The 19,687-nt window shown below is 69.2% G+C and carries 17 protein-coding genes; 8 read left to right on the plus strand and 9 right to left on the minus strand.

The window, feature by feature from the left end:
• Nucleotides 1-83: 83 nt before the first annotated feature.
• Nucleotides 84-869, plus strand: coding sequence for an NYN domain-containing protein (locus tag INQ43_RS01115; protein ID WP_194036840.1), 786 nt, complete (start codon nt 84-86; stop codon nt 867-869).
• A gap of 55 nt (nt 870-924) precedes the next feature.
• On the opposite strand, the gene INQ43_RS01120 is transcribed toward INQ43_RS01115, so the two are convergent.
• The gene (locus tag INQ43_RS01120) at nt 925-3,162 is read right to left on the minus strand and encodes a primosomal protein N' (protein WP_194036841.1); all 2,238 of its coding nucleotides are present in this window, start codon (nt 3,160-3,162) and stop codon (nt 925-927) included.
• Nucleotides 3,163-3,612: 450 nt separating this feature from the next.
• Here INQ43_RS01120 and INQ43_RS01125 point away from each other — a divergent pair, with 450 nt between their 5' ends.
• The 4 genes from INQ43_RS01125 (at nt 3,613) to sppA (ending at nt 8,646) form a co-directional block, all read left to right on the plus strand.
• Entirely contained in the window at nt 3,613-4,629 is a 1,017-nt protein-coding gene (locus tag INQ43_RS01125; protein WP_194036842.1) for a hypothetical protein, read from the plus strand.
• Nucleotides 4,616-5,254: a DUF3106 domain-containing protein gene (locus INQ43_RS01130; protein WP_194036843.1), complete on the plus strand. Its 639-nt coding sequence runs from the start codon at nt 4,616-4,618 to the stop codon at nt 5,252-5,254. The genes INQ43_RS01125 and INQ43_RS01130 overlap by 14 nt, the downstream gene beginning before the upstream one ends.
• Nucleotides 5,255-5,287: 33 nt before the next feature.
• Entirely contained in the window at nt 5,288-6,694 is a 1,407-nt protein-coding gene (locus tag INQ43_RS01135; protein ID WP_228062649.1) for an MATE family efflux transporter, read from the plus strand.
• A 65-nt stretch (nt 6,695-6,759) separates the two neighbouring features.
• Entirely contained in the window at nt 6,760-8,646 is a 1,887-nt protein-coding gene (sppA, locus tag INQ43_RS01140; RefSeq protein ID WP_194036844.1) for a signal peptide peptidase SppA, read from the plus strand.
• Between the two features lie 99 nt (nt 8,647-8,745).
• Here sppA and INQ43_RS01145 read toward each other — a convergent pair whose 3' ends face one another.
• On the minus strand, nt 8,746-8,979 hold the full coding sequence (locus INQ43_RS01145) for a hypothetical protein (protein ID WP_228062571.1): 234 nt from the start codon (nt 8,977-8,979) through the stop codon (nt 8,746-8,748).
• A gap of 80 nt (nt 8,980-9,059) precedes the next feature.
• Here INQ43_RS01145 and INQ43_RS01150 point away from each other — a divergent pair, with 80 nt between their 5' ends.
• Nucleotides 9,060-9,839 carry an SDR family oxidoreductase gene (locus INQ43_RS01150; protein ID WP_194036845.1) on the plus strand — a complete coding sequence of 260 codons (780 nt, stop codon included), beginning with the start codon at nt 9,060-9,062 and terminating at the stop codon, nt 9,837-9,839.
• Between the two features lie 23 nt (nt 9,840-9,862).
• On the opposite strand, the gene INQ43_RS01155 is transcribed toward INQ43_RS01150, so the two are convergent.
• Nucleotides 9,863-10,342 (minus strand): winged helix-turn-helix transcriptional regulator, encoded by a 480-nt coding sequence (locus tag INQ43_RS01155; protein WP_194034777.1) that lies wholly within the window; start codon nt 10,340-10,342, stop codon nt 9,863-9,865.
• A gap of 146 nt (nt 10,343-10,488) precedes the next feature.
• Between INQ43_RS01155 and INQ43_RS01160 the strand changes: the two genes are divergently transcribed.
• Together INQ43_RS01160 and alr are read left to right on the plus strand one after the other, a co-directional pair.
• Nucleotides 10,489-11,775: a D-amino acid dehydrogenase gene (locus INQ43_RS01160; protein WP_194036846.1), complete on the plus strand. Its 1,287-nt coding sequence runs from the start codon at nt 10,489-10,491 to the stop codon at nt 11,773-11,775.
• Nucleotides 11,775-12,863: an alanine racemase gene (gene alr / locus INQ43_RS01165; protein ID WP_194034779.1), complete on the plus strand. Its 1,089-nt coding sequence runs from the start codon at nt 11,775-11,777 to the stop codon at nt 12,861-12,863. Before INQ43_RS01160 ends, alr begins: the two co-directional genes overlap by 1 nt.
• An 11-nt stretch (nt 12,864-12,874) precedes the next feature.
• On the opposite strand, the gene INQ43_RS01170 is transcribed toward alr, so the two are convergent.
• From INQ43_RS01170 to dprA, 6 genes are all read right to left on the minus strand, one after another.
• Nucleotides 12,875-13,660, minus strand: a complete 786-nt coding sequence (locus tag INQ43_RS01170) for a hypothetical protein (protein WP_228062572.1) — start codon at nt 13,658-13,660, stop codon at nt 12,875-12,877.
• Entirely contained in the window at nt 13,648-14,463 is an 816-nt protein-coding gene (locus INQ43_RS01175; protein ID WP_194036848.1) for a DUF4124 domain-containing protein, read from the minus strand. Before INQ43_RS01175 ends, INQ43_RS01170 begins: the two co-directional genes overlap by 13 nt.
• 46 nt (nt 14,464-14,509) lie before the next feature.
• Nucleotides 14,510-15,100 carry an L-threonylcarbamoyladenylate synthase gene (locus INQ43_RS01180; protein ID WP_194036849.1) on the minus strand — a complete coding sequence of 197 codons (591 nt, stop codon included), beginning with the start codon at nt 15,098-15,100 and terminating at the stop codon, nt 14,510-14,512.
• A 41-nt stretch (nt 15,101-15,141) separates the two neighbouring features.
• Nucleotides 15,142-17,655 carry a DNA topoisomerase I gene (locus tag INQ43_RS01185; RefSeq protein WP_194036850.1) on the minus strand — a complete coding sequence of 838 codons (2,514 nt, stop codon included), beginning with the start codon at nt 17,653-17,655 and terminating at the stop codon, nt 15,142-15,144.
• A gap of 210 nt (nt 17,656-17,865) precedes the next feature.
• Entirely contained in the window at nt 17,866-18,354 is a 489-nt protein-coding gene (locus INQ43_RS01190; protein WP_043959646.1) for a DUF494 family protein, read from the minus strand.
• A 75-nt stretch (nt 18,355-18,429) separates the two neighbouring features.
• Nucleotides 18,430-19,674 (minus strand): DNA-processing protein DprA, encoded by a 1,245-nt coding sequence (gene dprA / locus INQ43_RS01195; RefSeq protein WP_194036851.1) that lies wholly within the window; start codon nt 19,672-19,674, stop codon nt 18,430-18,432.
• Nucleotides 19,675-19,687 lie beyond the last annotated feature (13 nt).

The following is a 19,687-nucleotide window of genomic DNA, read 5'->3' on the forward strand; positions in this document are numbered from 1 at the left end:
GCACGTATGGGCGGCGCTGGCGCGCGGAAGCCGCCCGGACCGAAGCTGCGCTACGCTTGCAACAGACTTTCCTGGAGCAAGCCATGGCGATGATTTCCGATGAGCGGCGCATCGCGCTGCTGGTGGACGCCGACAACGCGCCGGCGGCGAAAATCGACGTCATCCTGGCCGAGGTCGCCCGCCACGGCGCGGCCAACGTGCGTCGCGCCTACGGCAACTGGAAGAGCCCGCACCTGAAGGGCTGGGAAGCGTGCCTGCACGAGTACGCGATCCGGCCGATCCAGCAGTTCGCCTATTCCACCGGCAAGAACGCGTCCGACATGGCGATGGTGATCGACGCCATGGACCTGCTGTATGCCGGCACCCTGGACGGCTTCGCGATCGTCTCCTCGGATGCCGACTTCACCCCGCTGGTGATGCGCCTGCTGACCGACGGCGTGAAGGTCTATGGTTTCGGCGAGAAGAAGACCCCGCTGCCCTTCGTCAACGCCTGCTCGGTGTTCACCTACGTCGAAGCGCTGGGGCCGCAGGACGATGCCGCCGATGCCGACGACCAGCCCGTGCGCGCGCGCAAGGACCGCGCCGAGTTGCGCCAGGACACCCGTCTGGTGCAGATGCTGCGCAGTGCTGTCAGCGCGGTCGCGGGTGACGACGGCTGGGCGCACCTGGGCCCGGTGGGGAGCCAGATCAACAACCAGGCCTCGTTTGACCCGCGCAACTATGGTTACTCCAAGTTGAGCGAGCTGGTGGCGGCGACCGACCTGTTCGAGGTCAAAAAGGAAGGGCTGACCCTGTATGTGCGCGCGCTGCCCAGCGGCGGTGGCGGCGGCAACGGCAACGGCAACAAGCCGGGCGCGGGCAAGGGTTGAATCACCGGTTGGCCGCGCGGTCCCCGCAGCGGCCATCGATCAATGCGGTGGCGGCTCAGTAAAGGTCCACTGGATCCACGTCCAGTGACCAGCGCACCTTGCGCGCTGCGGGGCTCGCGCGGATGACCGGCAGGGCCGCCTGCAGAACCCGGTGCAGCCGAGCTCGCGCGGTCGCTGACAGCAGCAACTGGCTGCGCTGGTAGCCCGCACGCCGCGGCATCGGCGCCGGCAAGGGGCCGCTGAGTTCCAGCGCCGGTGCGTCGGCGCGCGAAGCGCGGTCCGCATCCTCCAGTGCGCGGCGCACCACCAACAGGAAGGCATCGGCCACCTCCACCTGTTTGGCTTCGGCACGGAACATGGCCAGATGCGCGAACGGCGGAAACACCGCGGCCTCGCGCTGCTCCAGCTCGATGGCGGCGAAGGCGCCGTAGCCGCCGTTCAAAAGGCTGTCCAGCAGCGGGTGCTCCGGGTGGTGGGTCTGCAACACGACCTGGCCGGCACGGTCGGCGCGGCCGGCCCGGCCGGCGACCTGGATCAACAACTGGGCGAGTTTCTCCGGCGCGCGGAAATCGGCACTGAACAGGCCCTCATCGATGCCCACCACCGCGACCAGGGTCAGGTTGGGGAGGTCGTGGCCCTTGGCCAGCATCTGGGTACCGACCAGGATGCCGCGGGTATCACCGAACTGTGCCAAATGCGTTTCCAGCGCGTCGCGCCGGCTGGTGGTGCCACGGTCGATGCGCAGCACAGGGACGTCGGGGAACCGCTCGCGCAGGAGCTCCTCGATGCGCTCGGTGCCCGCGCCCTGGGACTGCAGGGCCAGCCCGCCGCAGTCGGGGCAGGCGTTGGGCGTCGGCCGGCGCGCGCCGCAGTGGTGGCACTGGAGACGCCGACCGCCGGCGTGGACGGTCATCGCGGCATCGCACTGGCGGCACTGCGCGCTCCACCCACAGTCGTGGCACAGCAGTACGGGCGCGTAACCGCGGCGGTTCTTGAACACCAGGACCTGGCCATCCTTGGCCAGCGCCGCGGCCACGGCGTCGAGCAACTCCGGTGACAGCCCCGCCTGCAGCGGTCGCTTGCGCACGTCCAGCACGCGCACCGCGGGCGGCTGCGCGTTGCCGGCACGGCGCGTCAGGCGCAGGTGCGCGTAGCGGCCGCAGACCGCGTTCTGCAGTGACTCCAGTGACGGCGTGGCGCTGCCCAGCAGGATCGGCACGTCCAGCGCCCGGGCGCGCACCAGGGCGAAATCGCGGGCGTGGTAGCGGATGCCGTCCAGCTGCTTGAAGCTGCCGTCGTGCTCCTCGTCGATGACGATCAGGCCGGCGTCGGGCAGCGGCAGGAACACCGCCGAGCGTGTCCCGACCACGACGCGCGCCTCGCCGCGCAGGCACGCCGCCCATGTCCTCGCGCGCTCGCCGTCCGACAGGACGGAATGCAGCGCGTGCACGGGCACACCGAGGCGGGCGCGGAAACGCGCGAGCAGCTGCGGTGTCAGTCCGATTTCCGGCACCAGCACGAGCGCCTGCTTGCCGCGGGCCAGACAGTCCGCGATCGCGTGCAGGTAGACCTCGGTCTTGCCGCTGCCGGTCACGCCGTTCAGCAGGAACGGCGCGAAGTGCTCCCGCGCGGCGAGGACCGCATCCACCGCGAACTGCTGTTCTGCGTTCAGTTCGGGTCCCTGGCGGGGCGCCGGGGCGGATTGCGACGGCGGCACCGCGATCCGCTCCGCCAGACCACGCTGGACGAGGGTTCGCGCCGCAGCGCGCCAGACGCCCGCCCCGGTGGCCGTGGCTTCCGCCTCGTCCGGATCGAGCTCCGCCTCGTTCACCGCGCCATCCTGCAGCCGCTCGGCCAACATGCGCGGCCGGCCCGCGCGCATGTCGGCTAGCCCGGCGTGGCCGGCGCGGGTCAGCCGCCACGCCCAGTCGTGGGTGGCGGGCAGGGGCTCGCCGCGACGCAGCGGTCCCGGCAGCGCCGTCGCGAAGATCTCTCCCAGTGGCGCATGGGTATAGCGGCCCAGCCACTGCAGCGATTCGAACAGTTCCCCTGCAAACAGCGGCTGATCATCAAGGATCTGCAGCGCCGGCTTCAGGCTCGCGGTATCGATATTGGCGATCGCCGGGAGTTCCACCACCACTCCCACCACCTCCCGCGAGCCGAATGGCACCCTGACCCGGCTCCCGACCTGGACCACTTCGCCGTCATCGGCTGGCAGGTAGTCGAACAGGCGCGGCAGCGGCACGGGTACGGCGACGCGCAAAATACGGTTTTCGGGACGGCGATCGGGCATCGCGCCAGTCTATCGGGCGACCCCGACCTTGGTGCCGGAAAGCTGGGGTCGAGTTGCAGGCCATTGCTGCCCGGAAAATCACGAAGTGTGCGCAAGTCACGGTTTTTGCAGGAGATTGATCCTTATCCACATCTGCTGTGGATAAGTCTGTGCATGGACGCTTGGCAAACGTGCGTGAGGCTGAGCCCACAAGCCCTCGCCTTGCGTTGGCCAAAAAAGTACCAAACGACAAAAATCGATAGAAATCAAACTCTTGGCCGTGAAACATTGCAATGCCGACGCTGGATATGGCAGCCAAATCCTGTCTCTGGCCCGCCATCGCGCTGCTGTGCACAACCGATTCGCCCCGCAACCCGCGTCACGCTTTGTTCACGGGCTGTTTATCGAATTGTCAAGCGTCCGGGGAGGGGTCTTGGATCGTTATCATGGCGCCATGCCAAGGCCCTTTCGATGACAGATCCAAGCGCCGTGCCGGGTGCCCGTTCAGTCTCCGCAGTGACGCCGGGCGCCCGTGCTCCGGCGGCGCTGGCCGCCTTCCTGCGCGGTGTCGAGCGGCGCGGCGCTGTGCTGGCCGAGTTGCAGTGCGGCGATGCCACCACCGGCGATGCCGCGCTGGCCGACGCGATGCGCCAGTTCCGCCACCAGGCCGGGGCGACCGTCATGGACGACTGGCCACGCCAGTTCTGGGCGGTGCTGTTGGCCCAGCCGGCGCTGAAGCAACGCACCCCCGTCGCCATCGCGGTGGACGCCACCGATCGCCTCGGTGAGCTGGGCAGTGGGCCACGGGCGGCACTGCTGTTGCGACTGGCGGCCGGGCTGGACGAGGCGGGCGCAGCTGCGGTCCTGGGCGTTCGCACCCAGACCTACCGGCTGGCCCTGCAGCGCAGCCTCCCTCATCACCCCGATGGTCGCGCCGATCCGCACGCCTGGCAGGCGCTGCGGGAGCAGGTGCACCGCCGCATCAAGACGCTTCCGGGCGGACGGCTGGATCGTCTTGCCAAGGCACGCGAGGCCGCGCTGAGCGGCGGTTCGACTGCGACCGCCGCCGCTGTCGGCAGCCACAGGCCAGCAGCAATGCACGCGCGTCCCGCCTGGCTGATGCCGTTGCTGTGGTCGCTGCTTGCCTTGTGTGTTCTTGCGATGGCGCTGAGCTTTCTACCGTCGTCGCTGAAGCCAGGCGGCGCAGCGCGCTCCACCGATGCGAGTGGCGCACTGGACGAGCAGCCACCCGCGTCGCGCTACAGCGAGGAAGCCGCGGCGGTAATGCATCGGGATTTTGACCTGCTGGCCGATCCGCAGGGTGTGGCGGCGGCGGTCGACCTTCCGTTCCACGCCTGGCTTGCCGCCCACGCGGAGGAAATGCCGGCTTCCTATCCGGTGCAAGCCGAAGCCGAAGCCGGCGCTGAGGCGATGGTCGACGACGTGATCGAAACGGCTGGCGGGGAGACTTCCGATGAGATCGACTAGCCGTCTTGCGTGGTGGGGCCGTCTGGCCATGGCGGCATTCACCGTGCAGGCTGCGAACCCGGCACTGGATGAGGTTTCCGGCGTGCTGCCACGGCTGCAACCCGATGCGCGCGCCGCACTGGAGCGGCGCGCTGCACAATGGGCCGAATGGAACCCCGGCCAGCGCGAGTCGTTCCAGCAACGCATGCAGGCGTGGGACGACCTCGCCCGCGGCGAGCGCGACGCCATCCGCGAGGGCTACCTGGCGTGGCAGGCGCTCCCGGCCAGCGAACGCGCCAGCATCGCGGCCGCGGCGAGCCGCTACCAGGCGTTGCCGGCCGGGGAACGCCTGGCCCTGCGCGATACCTACGAGGCGCTGGATGGCAGCGAGCGTCGCGGATGGATGTTGGGACCCGTACTGGGAAGCGACTATCCGGCCCTGCAGCCGTTGCTGGCGCAGGTGCCGGTCGAAGAGCACGCCGCGCTGCTGACGGCGTTGCGCGCGATGACCGCGCAGCAACGCCGTGACCTGGCCGTGTTGGTGCAGCGCAGTTCGCCGCAGGAGCGCGAGCGCCTGCGCAGTGAGCTGGCGACGCTGGAACCGGGTGGCATCGCCGCCTGGCTGTGGGAGCGGCTCGACCGCTGAGGCCCGCAGATCGTGTCGTTATCTCCCGATGCAATCCCCGTTGCAGCCTTGCCGTCGGCGCGCCTTGCGACCGAGGTCGGCCGCACCGGCCTGCTGGCCGCGCCGCTGGTGCTGGGCCATGTCTCCACCGGCCTGATCGGCTTCGTTGACAGCGTGATCGCCGGCCACCACGGCACCGCCACTCTCGCCGCGGTCTCGGTCGGCACGGCGCTGTTCTGGCTGCCGATGATGGTGCCGATGGGGACCTTGATGTCGCTGCCGCCGGCGGTCTCGCAGCTGGACGGCAGCGGTCGTCGTGACGAGATTGGCGCCCTGTTCCGACAGGCCTTGTGGCTGGCCCTGGGTCTGGGGCTGGCACTGTTCGCATTTCTCAGCGTCGCCGGGCTCGCCCTGGAACCGATGGGGATCGCTCCCGGCATCCGCGATGGCGCGCGCGACTTCCTCCACGGCATCCGCTGGGGCGTACCGGCGCTGACGTTCTACCTGTGCATGCGCTACCTCTGCGACGGCCTGCACTGGACCCTGCCGACGATGCTGTTCGGCTTCGGCGGACTGGTACTGCTGGTGCCGTTGGGCTTCGCCCTGACCTACGGCGTTGGCGGAATGCCGGGCCGCGGCGCGGGCGGGCTGGGAGTGGCATCGGCGCTGATGATGTGGGCCCAGGCGCTGGCGTTCATGCTCTACCTGCGGCGTGCGCGCCGTTTCGCCGGCTTGCGTCTGTTCGCCCGCTGGGACGCCCCGCAGTGGGTACCGATCCGCAGCCTGCTGCACACGGGCCTGCCGATCGGAGTCACCGTGGCGATGGAAGGCGGCCTGTTCATCACCACCGCGCTGCTGATCGGCCGACTCGGCGAGGTGCCCGTGGCGGCGCACCAGATCGCGATCAATGTTGCGAGTCTCTGCTACATGATTCCGCTGGGCCTGGCCGAGGCGACCACCGTCCGGGTCGGACACGCGGTGGGCCGCGGCGATCCGAGCGCCGTGCGCCGCGCGGCCTGGGCGGGTTTCATCATCGTGCTGGGCACCCAGGCGCTGTCGGCGCTCGCCCTGCTGCTGGGCAACCAGGTGGTGGTGGGCTTCTATACCGGCGATGCTCAGGTCGCGGCGCTGGCAGCCGCGCTGCTGCTGTACGCCGCGGCGTTCCAGTTCCCCGATGGCATCCAGGTCATTGCAGCCGGTGCGCTGCGCGGTCTGCGTGATACCCGGGTGCCGATGCTGATCGCCGCGTTCGCGTACTGGGGCGTGGGCATGCCGCTGGGCGCGGTGCTGGGCCTGGGCGTCGGCGGGCTGACCCCTGCGATGGGCCCGCGCGGGATGTGGCTGGGTCTGATCGGCGGGCTCTGCGTGGCCTCGGTACTGATGGGCTGGCGCTTCTGGCGGTCCAGCCGCGACCGTCACCTGCGCGCCCTGTTGCCGGTCGCGACTACGTTGCCGGGGTGACCAATGGTGGATGTATACCGCCGCCCCAGCGGTTACCCTCGCAAAATCGTCATGGAGTGTCTGCAATGAACCAGGTCCAGCGCCGCGGCCCGATCGCGCGTTTCTTCATCGGCTTGTGGGACGCGATGAATTTCACCCGCCGGTTGATCTTCAACCTGCTTTTTTTCGCCTTGCTGTTCATTATCCTGGCAGCCATCGGCAGCGGCGATCGCACCGAGCCGCTGCTGGAGCGCACCACCCTGGTGATCGCGCCGGAAGGCCGGCTGGTGGAGCAGTTCAGTGCCGACCAGGCTACCCGCGCCTTTCTCAAGGCGATGGGTTCCAAGGGCGGTGAGATCCAGCTGCGTGACGTGGTCCGGACCCTGGACAGGGCCGGGGAAGACAAGCGCATCGAGCGCGTGGTCCTGCAGCTGGACCGGCTGTCCGGCGGCGGCATGGCCTCGCGCCGGGAAATCGCCGCCGCGGTGGCGCGCGTGCGCGCCGGCGGCAAGCAGGTGGTCGCCTTCTCCGAAGGCATGGACCAGTCCAACTACCTGATCGCCGCGGAGGCCGACGAGATCTACCTGGACCCGATGGGCGGGCTGTTGCTGGAGGGGCTGGGACGCTACCGCCAGTACTACCGCGAGGGGCTGCAGGACAAGCTTGGCGTGGACGTCCACCTGTTCAAGGTCGGCGAGTTCAAGTCGGCCGCCGAACCGTATGTGCTGGATGCCGCCTCGCCGGAGTCCAAGGAAGCCGACCTGTACTGGATGAACGACCTCTGGCAGCGCTTCCTGGCCGACGTCGGCCGCGCGCGCAAGCAGGATCCGGCGGCGATCGCCGCCGACATCAACCTGCTGCCCGAAGGCATCGCCGCGGTGAATGGCGACCTGGCGCAGTACGCGCTGCAGCACAAGCTGGTGGACGGCCTGAAGACGCGCGAGCAGGTGCAGGACGAGCTGGTTGAACGCGGCGTGGCCGACGCCGACGCCGAGGGCGGCTTCCGCCGCGTCTCGATGGACGGCTACCTTGCCCATCTGGACACCGCGCGCAAGCTTTCGCCGGACCGGCGCCCGAAGGTGGCCGTCGTGGTGGCTGCCGGTTCGATCACCGGTGGCGACCAGCCCCCCGGCACGATCGGTGGCGATTCGACCTCCGCGCTGCTGCGCAAGGCGCGCGACGACGATGAGGTGAAGTCGGTTGTGCTGCGGGTCAACTCGCCCGGCGGCGAGGTGTTCGCCTCCGAGCAGATCCGCCGCGAGGTCGTGGCCCTCCAGGCCGCCAGCAAGCCGGTGGTGGTCTCGATGGGCGACCTGGCCGCTTCCGGTGGCTACTGGATCAGCATGAACGCCGACCGCATCTACGCCGACGCCTCCACGATCAGCGGCTCGATCGGCATCTTCGGCATGATCCCGACGATCCCGCGCGCGTTGGACAAGATCGGCATCCACACCGACGGCGTCGGCACCACGCCGCTGGCAGGGGCGTTCGATATCAGCCGCCCGCTGGACCCGGCGGTCGGCCAGGTCATCCAGTCGGTCATCGAGAAGGGCTATCGCGATTTCATCGGCAAGGTCGCCGACGCGCGGGGCAAGCCGGTCGATGGCGTCGACGAGATCGCCCGTGGCCGCGTCTGGAGCGGTGCCCAGGCGAAGGACCGTGGCCTGGTGGACGAGCTGGGCGACCTGAAGTCGGCCATCGTGGACGCGGCCAAGCGGGTCGAGCTGGACGAGGGTGACTACGCGGTCACCTACGTCGAGAAGACCGGCAGTCCTTTCGAGCAGTGGTTCGGTGGGTTTGCCGAGAGCCGCCTGGGAAGCCTGATGCTGCGCGATTCCGACCTCGCCCGCGGGCTGGTGGCGCGCGCACTGCCTGCCTCCCAGGCCGACCTGAAACTGCTGGAAGACGCCATCACCCCGACTGCGGGCGTGCCGGTGAAGGCGCTCGCCTACTGCTTCTGCGCGCTGGAGTAACCGATTCTGCCGTCAGGGCGGCTGTCGGCGGACCGTTCGGATCGTCGACGGCCTGAGTGGATTTGACCGCCGCCGTAGCGGCGGCTGAGCGACGGCCTGTCAGCCGCCCGCTGCCTCGATCGCCTGACGTTGTGCTTCGACCGCCTTCAAAGTGGCGTCTTCCACCGCCTTGGCCTTGTCCAGCGGTTCATGCAGCGCGCGGCTGGCCGCGCTGTGGCCCGCGGCCCTGGGCTCCGGCGGCTGGTCCGGTTCCGGCACCGGCGGCCGGTTGCACGCGGCCAGCAACAGCATCGTCGCGCAGCTTGAAAGCAGGATGGTCGGCTTGTCCCGCATCGTCGTGTCCTCCTGGGGCCCGGGGGTTATCCTAGCGCGCCGGGTCGAGGGTCGCGGCTGGCGGCCACAGGAGCACACACATGGATCCCAAGCGATGGCGCCTTGACGGGCAGCTGGCACTGGTCACCGGCGGCAGTGCCGGCATCGGCCGGGCGATCGCCCGCGAGTTGCTGGGCCTGGGCGCCGACGTGCTGCTCGCCGCGCGCGATGGCGGCGCCCTGGACGATGCCCGCAGCGAGCTGCTGGAGGACTTTCCGCAGCGCGACGTGCAGGTATTCGCCGGTGACGTGGGCATCGACGAGGATCGTCGTGAGCTGCTGGAGTGGGTCGAGCAGGAAGACGATGGCGGGCTGCACATCCTGATCAACAACGCCGGCACCAACGTCAGCCGCCTGGCCGCGGACTACGACGATGCGGAGTGGCGGGCGATCTTCGAGGTCAACGTGTTCGCCGCCTTCGAGCTCTCGCGCCACCTGCACCCGCTGCTGACCCGGCACGCCGCGTCCAGCATCGTCAACGTGGGCAGCGTGTCGGGGCTGACCCACGTGCGCACCGGGGCGCCCTACGGCATGAGCAAGGCCGCGATGCACCAGATGACCCGCAACCTGGCGGTGGAATGGGCCGAGGACGGCATCCGGGTCAACGCGGTCGCCCCCTGGTACATCCGCACCCGCCGCACCTCCGGCGCGCTGGCCGATGCGGACTACCTGGACGAGGTGCTCGAGCGCACGCCGCTGGGCCGGATCGGCGAGCCCGAGGAGGTCGCCGCCGCCGTCGCCTTCCTGTGCCTGCCCGCGGCCAGTTACGTCACCGGCGAGTGCATCGCCGTGGACGGCGGGTTCTTGCGTTACGGGTTCTGAGCCGGGATACGCGTGTCGGCGATTCAGCCGTCCAGCGGGAGGGTCAGCGTCTCCTTGACCTCCTCCATGACGATGTAGCTCTTGGAGTCGCGCACATGTGGCATGGTCAGCAGGGTGCTGCCCAGCAGCTTGCGGTACGACGCCATTTCCGAAATGCGCGCCTTGATCAGGTAGTCGAAGTCGCCTGACACCAGGTGGCACTCCAGCACGTTGGGCAGACGCAGCGCGGCGTTGCGGAACTCCTCGAACACGTCGCCGGACTTGTAGGCCAGGCTGATCTCCACGAACACCAGCAGGTCCGCGCCCACCAGATGGGGATCCAGGCGCGCGTGGTAGCCGGTGATGACGCCGTCGCGCTCCAGCCGGCGGACGCGCTCGGTGCACGGACTGGTCGACAACCCGACGCGCTCGCCCAGCTCGGTGAAGGAGATCCGCCCGTCCTGTTGCAGCACGCGCAGGATCTTGCGGTCGATTTTGTCCAGTTGCCGCGCATCTGCAGCCATGGGCTTCCCGTTGGAAGGGTGAATGGCAGTGATTCTGCCTGTATGTGGCCAAAATTACAGGCAACATGCCCGGCGCTTCGTTCCTATACTCCCCGCCTGGGATCCCGCCCCCGTCGGCGGGCAGGCGGCTGGGTGGACGAGCGGACATGCGGGTACTGATTCTGGGCAGTGGCGTCATCGGGACATGCAGCGCGTGGTATCTCGCGCAGGCGGGTTTCGAGGTGACGGTCGTCGATCGCGAGCCCGCGCCCGCGCAGGAGACCAGCTTCGCCAACGCGGGCCAGATCTCGCCGGGTTACGCCTCGCCGTGGGCCGCGCCGGGCATTCCGCTGAAGGCGTTCAAGTGGCTGTTCTCGCGTCACGCGCCGCTTGCCATCAAGCCGGGTCTGGATCCGCGCCAGTACGTGTGGATGCTGCAGATGCTGCGCAACTGCACCGCCGATCGGTACTCGGTCAACAAGGCGCGCATGGTGCGACTGTCGGAGTACAGCCGCGATTGCCTGGACGAGCTGCGCGCCAGCACCGGCATCGACTACGAAGGACGCCAGCTCGGCACGGTGCAGCTGTTCCGCAAGCAGACCCAACTCGATGACGCCGCCAAGGACATCGCGGTCCTGGAGGAATACGGCGTGCCCTACGAGTTGCTCGACCGCGACGGCATCGTGCGCGTGGAGCCGGCGCTGGCCGGAGTGGTCGACTCGCTGGTCGGCGCGCTGCGCCTGCCGCATGACGAGACCGGCGATTGCGAGCTGTTCACCCGCCGGCTGGCGGCGATGGCTGAGGACGCCGGGGTGGAGTTTCGCTTTGGCGCGACGGTTGACCGGATCGAGGCATCCGGCGGGACGGTGACCGGGGTGAGTATCGACGGCCGCATTGAGCGCGCGGATCGCTATGTCGTGGCGATGGGCAGCTATTCGACGCCAATGCTGGGCCCGCTGGGGATCGACCTGCCGGTCTACCCTCTGAAGGGTTACTCGCTGACCCTGCCGATCACCGATGCCGCGATGTCGCCGACCTCGACCGTGTTGGACGAGAGCTACAAGGTTGCCATCACCCGTTTTGATGAGCGCATCCGGGTGGGCGGGATGGCGGAGCTGGCCGGGTTCGACCTGAGCCTCAATCCGCGCCGCCGGCGGACGCTGGAGAAGGTCGTCAACGATCTCTACCCGCATGGCGGCGACCTGGCCCGGGCGGAGTTCTGGACCGGCCTGCGCCCGGCGACGCCCGACGGCACCCCGGTGGTCGGGCCCAGCGCCCTGGACAACCTGTACCTCAATACCGGCCACGGCACCCTGGGCTGGACGATGGCCTGCGGTTCGGGGCGCTACCTGGCCGATCTGATGGCGGACCAGGCGCCACGCATCAGCAGCGAAGGTCTGGACATCTCGCGCTACGGGCGTAGCCGCGTGGCCCCGTCCGGAGCACGCGCCTGATGCGTCCGGCACGCGCTTTCATCGACCTGGATGCGCTGCGCCACAACTACCGGCTGGCGCGAGAGCTGGGCGGGCACAAGGCGCTCGCCGTGGTCAAGGCCGATGCCTACGGGCACGGCGCCGTACGTTGTGCGCGTGCGCTGGAGCCGGAGGCCGACGGCTTCGGCGTAGCGTGCATCGAGGAGGCGCTGGAACTGCGAGAGGCCGGCATCCGGGCGCCGATCCTGCTGCTTGAGGGCTTCTTCGCCGCCGACGAGCTCGCCCTGATCGACCGCCACGATCTGTGGTGTGTGGTCCAGGCGACATGGCAGATCGATGCCATCGAGCGCGCGCGCCTGACCCGGCCACTGACCGTGTGGCTGAAGCTGGATACCGGAATGCACCGGCTCGGCCTCGCGCCGGAGCAATACCGAGACTGCCTGCGCCGCCTGCAGGCCCTGCCGCAGGTCGCCGACGTGGTGGCGATGACGCACTTCGCGCGCGCCGACGAGCTCGACAGTGCGCGTACCGCGGAGCAACTCGCGACGTTCCAGCGGGTCATCTCGGGCCAGGGCGCCGGCGGCACGGAGCTGACGGCGAGTGTCGCCAACTCGCCGGCCCTGCTCGGCTGGCCGGCGACCCGCGCCCAGTTCGCCCGGCCCGGCCTGATGCTGTACGGCGCCTCGCCCTTCGCCAATCCGCATCCGGTGGCCGACCGTCTGCGACCGGTGATGACGCTGGAATCGGAAATCATCGCCGTGCGCGAGCTGGCGGCCGGCGAGCCGGTTGGCTACGGCGCGCGCTTCGTCACCGAACGCCCGACGCGCGTTGGCGTGGTCGCGATCGGCTATGCGGACGGCTACCCGCAGTTCGCGCCCAACGGGACCCCGGTGTGGATCGACGGCCGGCCCGGGCAGCTGATCGGCCGCGTGTCGATGGACATGCTGACCGTCGACCTGGAGGGCCATCCGGGGGCCGGCATGGGCAGCCGCGTCGAGCTGTGGGGCAACCACGTGCGTGCCAGCGACCTCACCGAGCGCGGCGCGACCAGCGCGTACCGGCTGCTGTGCGGCCTCAAGCGCGTGCCCCGGACCTACCTCGGCGAGTAAGGGCCGCGCCCTCAGTCTGCGCCGCGGCAGGTGCTGGCGTGGATGAGCGTCTCAATCCGCTCCAGGTCGATGCGGGTCGCCGCCGGATCCTCGGCGCGACCAAACAGCAACCTGGCCCGGGTGTCATGCGCGTGCTGATGCCACTGCTTGCATAGGCTGGCTTCGGGGACCGCGGCGCAGGTGTCGGTCACGTACTCGCAGGCCGCTGCCTGGCCACCTCCGGCGCTGCCGTCCAGCCCGGACACCCGCAGCGGCGCGCAGCGACGGGTCGGGACCGGGTCATCACTGAAATACTCCTGGCGGTCCCAGGTGCGGCAACTGAAGAGTGCGGGCGGTGGTTCGACGAGCGTGCCATCGGCGACCTCACCGGCGGCCCCGGGCGTGCCGCTGTAATTGGCCGCGACGTTGCCATCCTTTGGGTCAGGCAACGCGCCGGCCGAATCGGCGCCGGGCGACATGCCGTCAGGAAAGGACTCCGGCACCGCGGGCATGGCGACCAAAGCCGGCAAGACGGAACCGGTCGACGTTCGCGGTGCCGTTGGCGCGGGCGACGGCGGTGTCGGCGGCGCTGCCATTACAGGGCTGGAGGCCGGCGCGGCGGTCTCCATCACCCGGCGCTGCTGCTGGCTGCCCTTGGGGCAGGGGATGTCGTTCTGCACGCTGACCGCGCCTCCGGCATCGGTGCAGCGGTAGATCACCACCGCGTCCTGGGCCGTGGCGGGCGCCGCCGTCAAGGTGATCGTGCAGGCCACGCCGAGCACGAATGCAATCAGCCGCGCGCGGGTCACCGCCGGCACCCGCTGTCCAGGCGCTCATCGATGCGGCGCTTCTCGGCATCGATTAGCCGGCGCTCGCTTTGCAGCGCGCTGTTGTAGCGACGGGTCAGGGCCGTACGACGATCGCGGAGGTCCGCGCAGACCTCCGCCTGCGGGATCTGCACGCAGGCGTCGCGGATCCATGTGCCCGGTCCCTGGATGATGCCGCCCGTGGGCAGGCGGTCGGGCACGCCGGGTTGGCTGCTGGAGGGCAAGGGGGTGGGCCGACCGACACTGTCGAACTTGAATCGGGGACGCCCATCACCAGCGCTGGGGACGGTGGCGCTTCCGTAACCCGTGCCGGCGGCCGGCCTCACCGGCGGCGACGGGTAATATCCCGGCTGATGGCCGTAGCCGGGACCGACGAGCACCGGATAGCCCAGCGTCCACAGCGGCACCCAGCGCGGGTTTCCATCGGGCGAGTCGCTGGTGTATTGCTCGCCATCGGGCGTTACGCAGCGATAGACCGATGGCGGCGCTGACCGGGCGGGCGCCGGAGCCGGCTCGGGTCCGCGGGAGACGACAATGGTCGGCGGGGGCACCGCGGTCGCGCTGGGGGGTGGCGGTGGCGGGTCCTGCGGGCGTTGCATTCCCCGCATCTCCTGCTGCTCTCCGCGGCGGCAGGGGGAGTCGCGCAGGCTCAGCCGGCCTTGGGCGTCGGTGCAACGGTAGATGGTCACCTGCTCATCGCCGCCATCGGCACGTGCGCCTGTTGGCAGCGCGAGACCGGCCGCAAGCAGCAGCGCAAACAGCTGTGTACCGCGGGAGAGTGCAGCCGGCTTCATGGCCTCATCTTGCCCGCACGCGGTCCGCGGCGGAAGCGGCGTGCGTTCAGGCCCGCAGGATCGCGCCCGTGCGCGCGTCCCGGATCGTGCTGGGGCTCGCGCGGCCACCGACGTCGCCGGTGAGCACGCCGTCGATCCTGGCCAACAGCGCCGGGTCCAGTTGATCGATGCAAGTGGCGGGCGGTCGGCCGGCCAGGTTGGCACTGGTCGACACCAGCACGCCGCCCCACGCCGCGCACAGGGCCACGACCGTCGGGTGGGCACTGACACGGACGGCGACGCTGTCGTGATCGCCGGTGATCACCCGCGGGACGGAGGCGGTGGCGGGCACCACCCAGGTGTGCGGACCGGGCCAGCTGGCCCGCACCTCAACGCAGCGCTCCGCTGCCAACGCGGACCAGTCGACCAGTCCGTCCAGCTGCGCCAGTGCGCCGGCGATCAGGATCAGCCCCTTTGCGACCGGGCGCTGCTTGATATCGAGCAGCCTGACTACCGCCGCCTGGTTGAAGGGATCGCAGCCCAGCCCCCACACCGCTTCGGTCGGGTAGGCGATGACGCCGCCCTGGCGCAGGGCGCGCACGACGGACTGCAGGTCGCAGAGCGTGCCGGCAAAAGGGGCGGACACGTCTTCACCCATGCTCCGCCCCACGCATTGCGCCGATGATGCTCAAGCGCTGCTTACCCGGCCGTTGCGTCGGTGGTTCCCGCCGATTTGGCGTCCGATTTGCTCGCCGCCGTCCCGGTGGCCTTTTTGGCCGGGGCTTTCTTCACCGCCTTCTTCGTGGCCTTTTTCGCTACCTTCTTGGTGGCTTTCTTGGCAGCCTTCTTCGTCGCTTTCTTCGTCGGGGCCTTGGCCGCCGCCTTCTTGACCACCTTCTTGCCAAAGCCCTTGCGCATCGGCTTGCCGGTTTCCTCCATCAACTGGATCACCTCCTCCAGCGTCAGCGAGGCCGGCTCGCGATCCTTGGGGATCTTGCCGTTGAGCTTGCCGTCACTCAGGTACGGGCCGTAGCGGCCATTGAGCACCTGGATATCGCTGCCCTCGAACTCCTTGATGATCCGGTTGCGCGCGATCTCTTCCTTCTCCTCGATCAGGAACACCGCGCGCGCCAGGTCGACCTTGTACGGGTCGTCTTCCTTCTTCAGCGATGCGTAGACCGCGCCGCGCTTGGCGAACGGCCCGAAGCGGCCGATGCCGACGCTGACGTCCTCGCCCTTGTCCTGGCCCAGGTGGCGCGGCATCAGGAACAGCTCCAGCGCGTCCTCCAGGCTGATGGTGTGCATGCTCTGGCCGGGCCGGAGCGAGGCGAACTTGGGCTTGTCCTCGGCGTCCTCGGCGGTGCTGCCGATGGCGGCGTACGGCCCGTATCGACCCAGGCGCACGCTGACCGGCTTGCCGGTCTTGGGGTCGGTGCCCAGCTCGCGCGCGCCGGTGGCCTGACTGCGGTCGACCGACTCCATCTTGTCGTCGACCATTTCCTTGAACGGGGTCCAGAAGCGCTCCATCAGCGGCACCCAGTCCTGCTCACCGCGTGAAACGGCGTCCAGTTCGTCCTCCAGCTTGGCCGTGAAGTCATAGTCCACGTAGCGGGTGAAATGGCCGGAGAGGAAATTGCTGACCGCGCGGCCGACGTCGGTGGGACGGAAGCGGCGGCTTTCCAGCTCGACGTACTGGCGGAACAGCAGGGTCGCGATGATCGAGGCGTAGGTGGACGGCCGGCCGATGCCGTACTCCTCCAGGGTCTTCACCAGCGAGGCTTCCGAGAAACGCGGCGGTGGCTCGGTGAAGTGCTGGTTGGCATTGACCTGCTGCAGCGGGATGCGGTCGCCGGTCTTCATCGGCGGCAGCTTGCGGCCCTCGTCGTCGGCATCCTCGGCCTTGGTGTCCTTGCCTTCCTCGTACACGGCCAGGAAGCCAGGGTCGATCACGGTGGTGCCCGACACCCGGAAGCTGTGCTCGCCGCCCGCAGCCAGGTCGACCGAGACGGTGTTGAGCGTGGCCGGGACCATCTGGCTGGCGACGGCGCGCTTCCAGATCAGCTCGTACAGGCGGCGCGCGTCATCCTCCAGGAAGCTGGCCATCTGCGCGGGCGTGCGCAGCGCGGAGGTCGGGCGCACCGCCTCATGGGCTTCCTGCGCGTTCTTGGCCTTGGATTTGTAGGTCACCGGCTGGTCGGGCACCGCGCCGATGCCGTAGTCGCGGGCAATCACGTCGCGGATCTCGGCGACCGCGTCCTGCGACAGGGCGACGGAGTCGGTACGCATGTAGCTGATCAGGCCGACCGTGCCTTCTTCGCCACCCAGGGCGACGCCCTCGTAGAGTTTCTGCGCGACCTGCATGGTGCGCTTGGTGGTGAAGCCGAGCTTGCGCGCGGCCTCCTGCTGCAGGGTCGAGGTCGTGAAGGGAGCGGCCGGGCGGCGCTTGCGCTCCTTGCTGACCACGTCGGTGACCTGCAGCGCGCCCCCGGCGGCGCCGACGATGCGCTGGCGAGCGGCCTCGGCGGTATCCCCGTCGGTGATCGTGAACTGCTCGAACTTCTTGCCGTCCAGCTTGATCAGGCGCGCGTTGAAGGCCTGCGAGGGGTGCAGGCAGTCGGCGACGATCGACCAGTACTCGCGCGCCTTGAACGCCTCGATCTCTTCCTCGCGCTCGACGATCATGCGCAGCGCCGGCGACTGCACACGTCCGGCGGACAGGCCGCGCTGGACCTTGCGCCACAGCACCGGGGACAGATTGAACCCGACCAGGTAATCCAGCGCGCGGCGCGCCTGCTGCGCATCGACCAGGTCGCTGGCGATGTCGCGCGGATTGGCCATCGCCTCGTTGATCGCCCGCGGGGTGATTTCGGTGAACACCACCCGCTTCAGCGGCTTGCCCTCCAGCAGCCCGCGCTCGCGCAGGATCTCGGCGATATGCCAGCTGATGGCCTCACCCTCGCGATCCGGATCGGTTGCCAGGAACACGGCCTCGGCCTTCCTGGCTTCCTTGGCGATGGCCTCGACGTGCTTCTGGTTCTTCTCGATCAGGTCGTAGCGCATCGCGAAGTTGGCATCGGGATCGACCGCGCCTTCTTTGGGGATCAGGTCACGCACGTGACCGTAGGAGGCCAGGACCATGAAGTCCTTGCCGAGGTATTTGTTGATCGTCTTGGCCTTGGCGGGCGATTCGACGATGAGGAGGTTCTTGGCCATCGCGGCAGAGCCTGTAGTGGGGGGCGGGTGCGCGCCGTGACGGCAGCGCCGGGGGAAGCACAAACAAGCAGACGCCCGCGGCTGGAGCACGGACGCCGGAATTGCGTTGCCAGTGAAATCACGCCGCGGGCGCTGCTGTCAAGCTTTGTCCGCGACAAACGGCCGGATCGGGGCCGGTCGTGGCGCGCACAGTATTAATGGTCGCGCCGCTCAATGCACGGGGTCGGGCTCTTCCTCGAACATCTGGGTTTCCATCCAGGCATACGCCGCCTCGCTTCCAGGCTGGTTGAACAGCACCATCAGGACCACCCATTTCAGGTCATCCAGGTCGATCTCGTGCTGGTCCAGCGCCATTGCGCGATCAATCACCAACTCACGCTGGCCCGCGTCGAGCACGCCGTGCTGCTCCAGAAACAGCAGGAAGCCGCGGCAATCGGTGTCCAGCCGGTCCAGCTCGGGCCCTGCGTAGACACGCGTCGGCCGATCGGCGCGCACGGGACTGGGCGCCGGCCGCTGTCGCGCCAATGCATCCAGCCACTCAAAGGCCTTGTTGATCTCGGCAGCGCTGAAGCCTGCCTGGCCGAGTTCCTCGAACAGCGGTCCGCTTTGCAGGTTTTCACGGTCGCGGACGAGGTCCGCATCTTCAGTGAAGTAGTGCTCGAACAGGTACAGCAGGACATCCAGAATGCTTTCTTTCATTTCCCCTCGGCCTGCGCCGCAGGCGGCGCGGTGGGTCAGGAGTTGCTTGGGACCGTCGAACCGTCACGCGACGGATCATCGATGGCGATGGAAGCGGCCGTGTTGCGCGACCACTCGACCCTCCAGCTCCAGCGGCAGCAGCATGGATGACAGGCGTGCGGGCGTCAATCCGGTGCGCTGAACAAGCTGATCCATATCTGTAGGGTCGTGACCGAGGGCCTGCCACAAAATGTGGTGGTCACCGTCGTTCTGGCTAGGTGGTGCGGGGTGGGCGGATTCGCGGCGGGAGGCCGGCGACGGTGACGGGTCGAGCGGGAGCTGCGTGTCGCGCGAACGGGGCGACTCCCCTGAACTGGGGGCGGCCAGACGTTCGCGCAAGTGGCTGGCCTGCGCGCTGATGGCGGGGGCCAACAGGTCGGCGACGTCCGACGGGCTCTCGATCAGGCAGGCGCCGTCGCGGATCAGGCGGTGGCAGCCGCGCGCCAACGGGTTGTGGATCGACCCGGGAACGGCCATCACCTCGCGCCCGCATTCGGCCGACAGACGGGCGGTGATCAGTGCGCCGGAGCGGTAGGCGGCCTCGATCACCAGCGTCCCCAGGCAGAGCCCAGCGAGGATCCGGTTGCGGCTGGGGAAATGCTCGCGGCGCACGCCGGTACCGGGAAGGTGCTCGCTGACCACCGCGCCGTTCGTGGCGATGCGCGCATGCAGCGCGGTGTTGGCGCGCGGATAGGGAACGTCCGGACCGGTCCCCAGCACGGCCACGGTGTCGCCGCCCGCCCCCAGGGTCGACTCGTGGACGGCGGTATCGACCCCGGCGGCCATGCCGCTGGCGATCATCAGGCCCTGGCCGGCCAATACGCGGGCGAACTCGCGTGCATTGTCCGCCCCGCCCGGCGTCGGCGAGCGGCTGCCGACGATGGCGACGGCGGGCAGCCAGAGCAGGGCGGGGTCGCCGGCGACGAACAGGGCGAGGGGTGGGTTCTGCGCGTGCCGCAGCAATGGCGGATAGTCCGGATCGTCCCAGCCGATCAGGTGATGGTCCGGCGCCGCCAGCCAGTCCATCGAGCGACCTACCGCGTCGGCGGGCGGCATCTGCAGCTGCGCAACTTGCCGGGCCTGCAACCCGACCGCCCGCCACAACGAGGGTCCGGCGGCCAGTGCGTTCTCCGGCGACGCCTGGGTCAGCAGGTTGCGCCGGGCCGCGGCGGGACCGGCGCAATCCAGCAACCGGAGCAGGGCGTGGTTGCGCGCGCCGTCATTGCGGTCGACCGGCGTGGAAGGGGCGGCAGCGGAATCGAGGGCAGCGGAATCGTCCATCCCGCGAGCATCG

Source organism: Lysobacter sp. H23M47, assembly GCF_015209765.1.
In the GTDB taxonomy this organism is placed as follows: Bacteria; Pseudomonadota; Gammaproteobacteria; order Xanthomonadales; family Xanthomonadaceae; genus Novilysobacter; species Novilysobacter avium.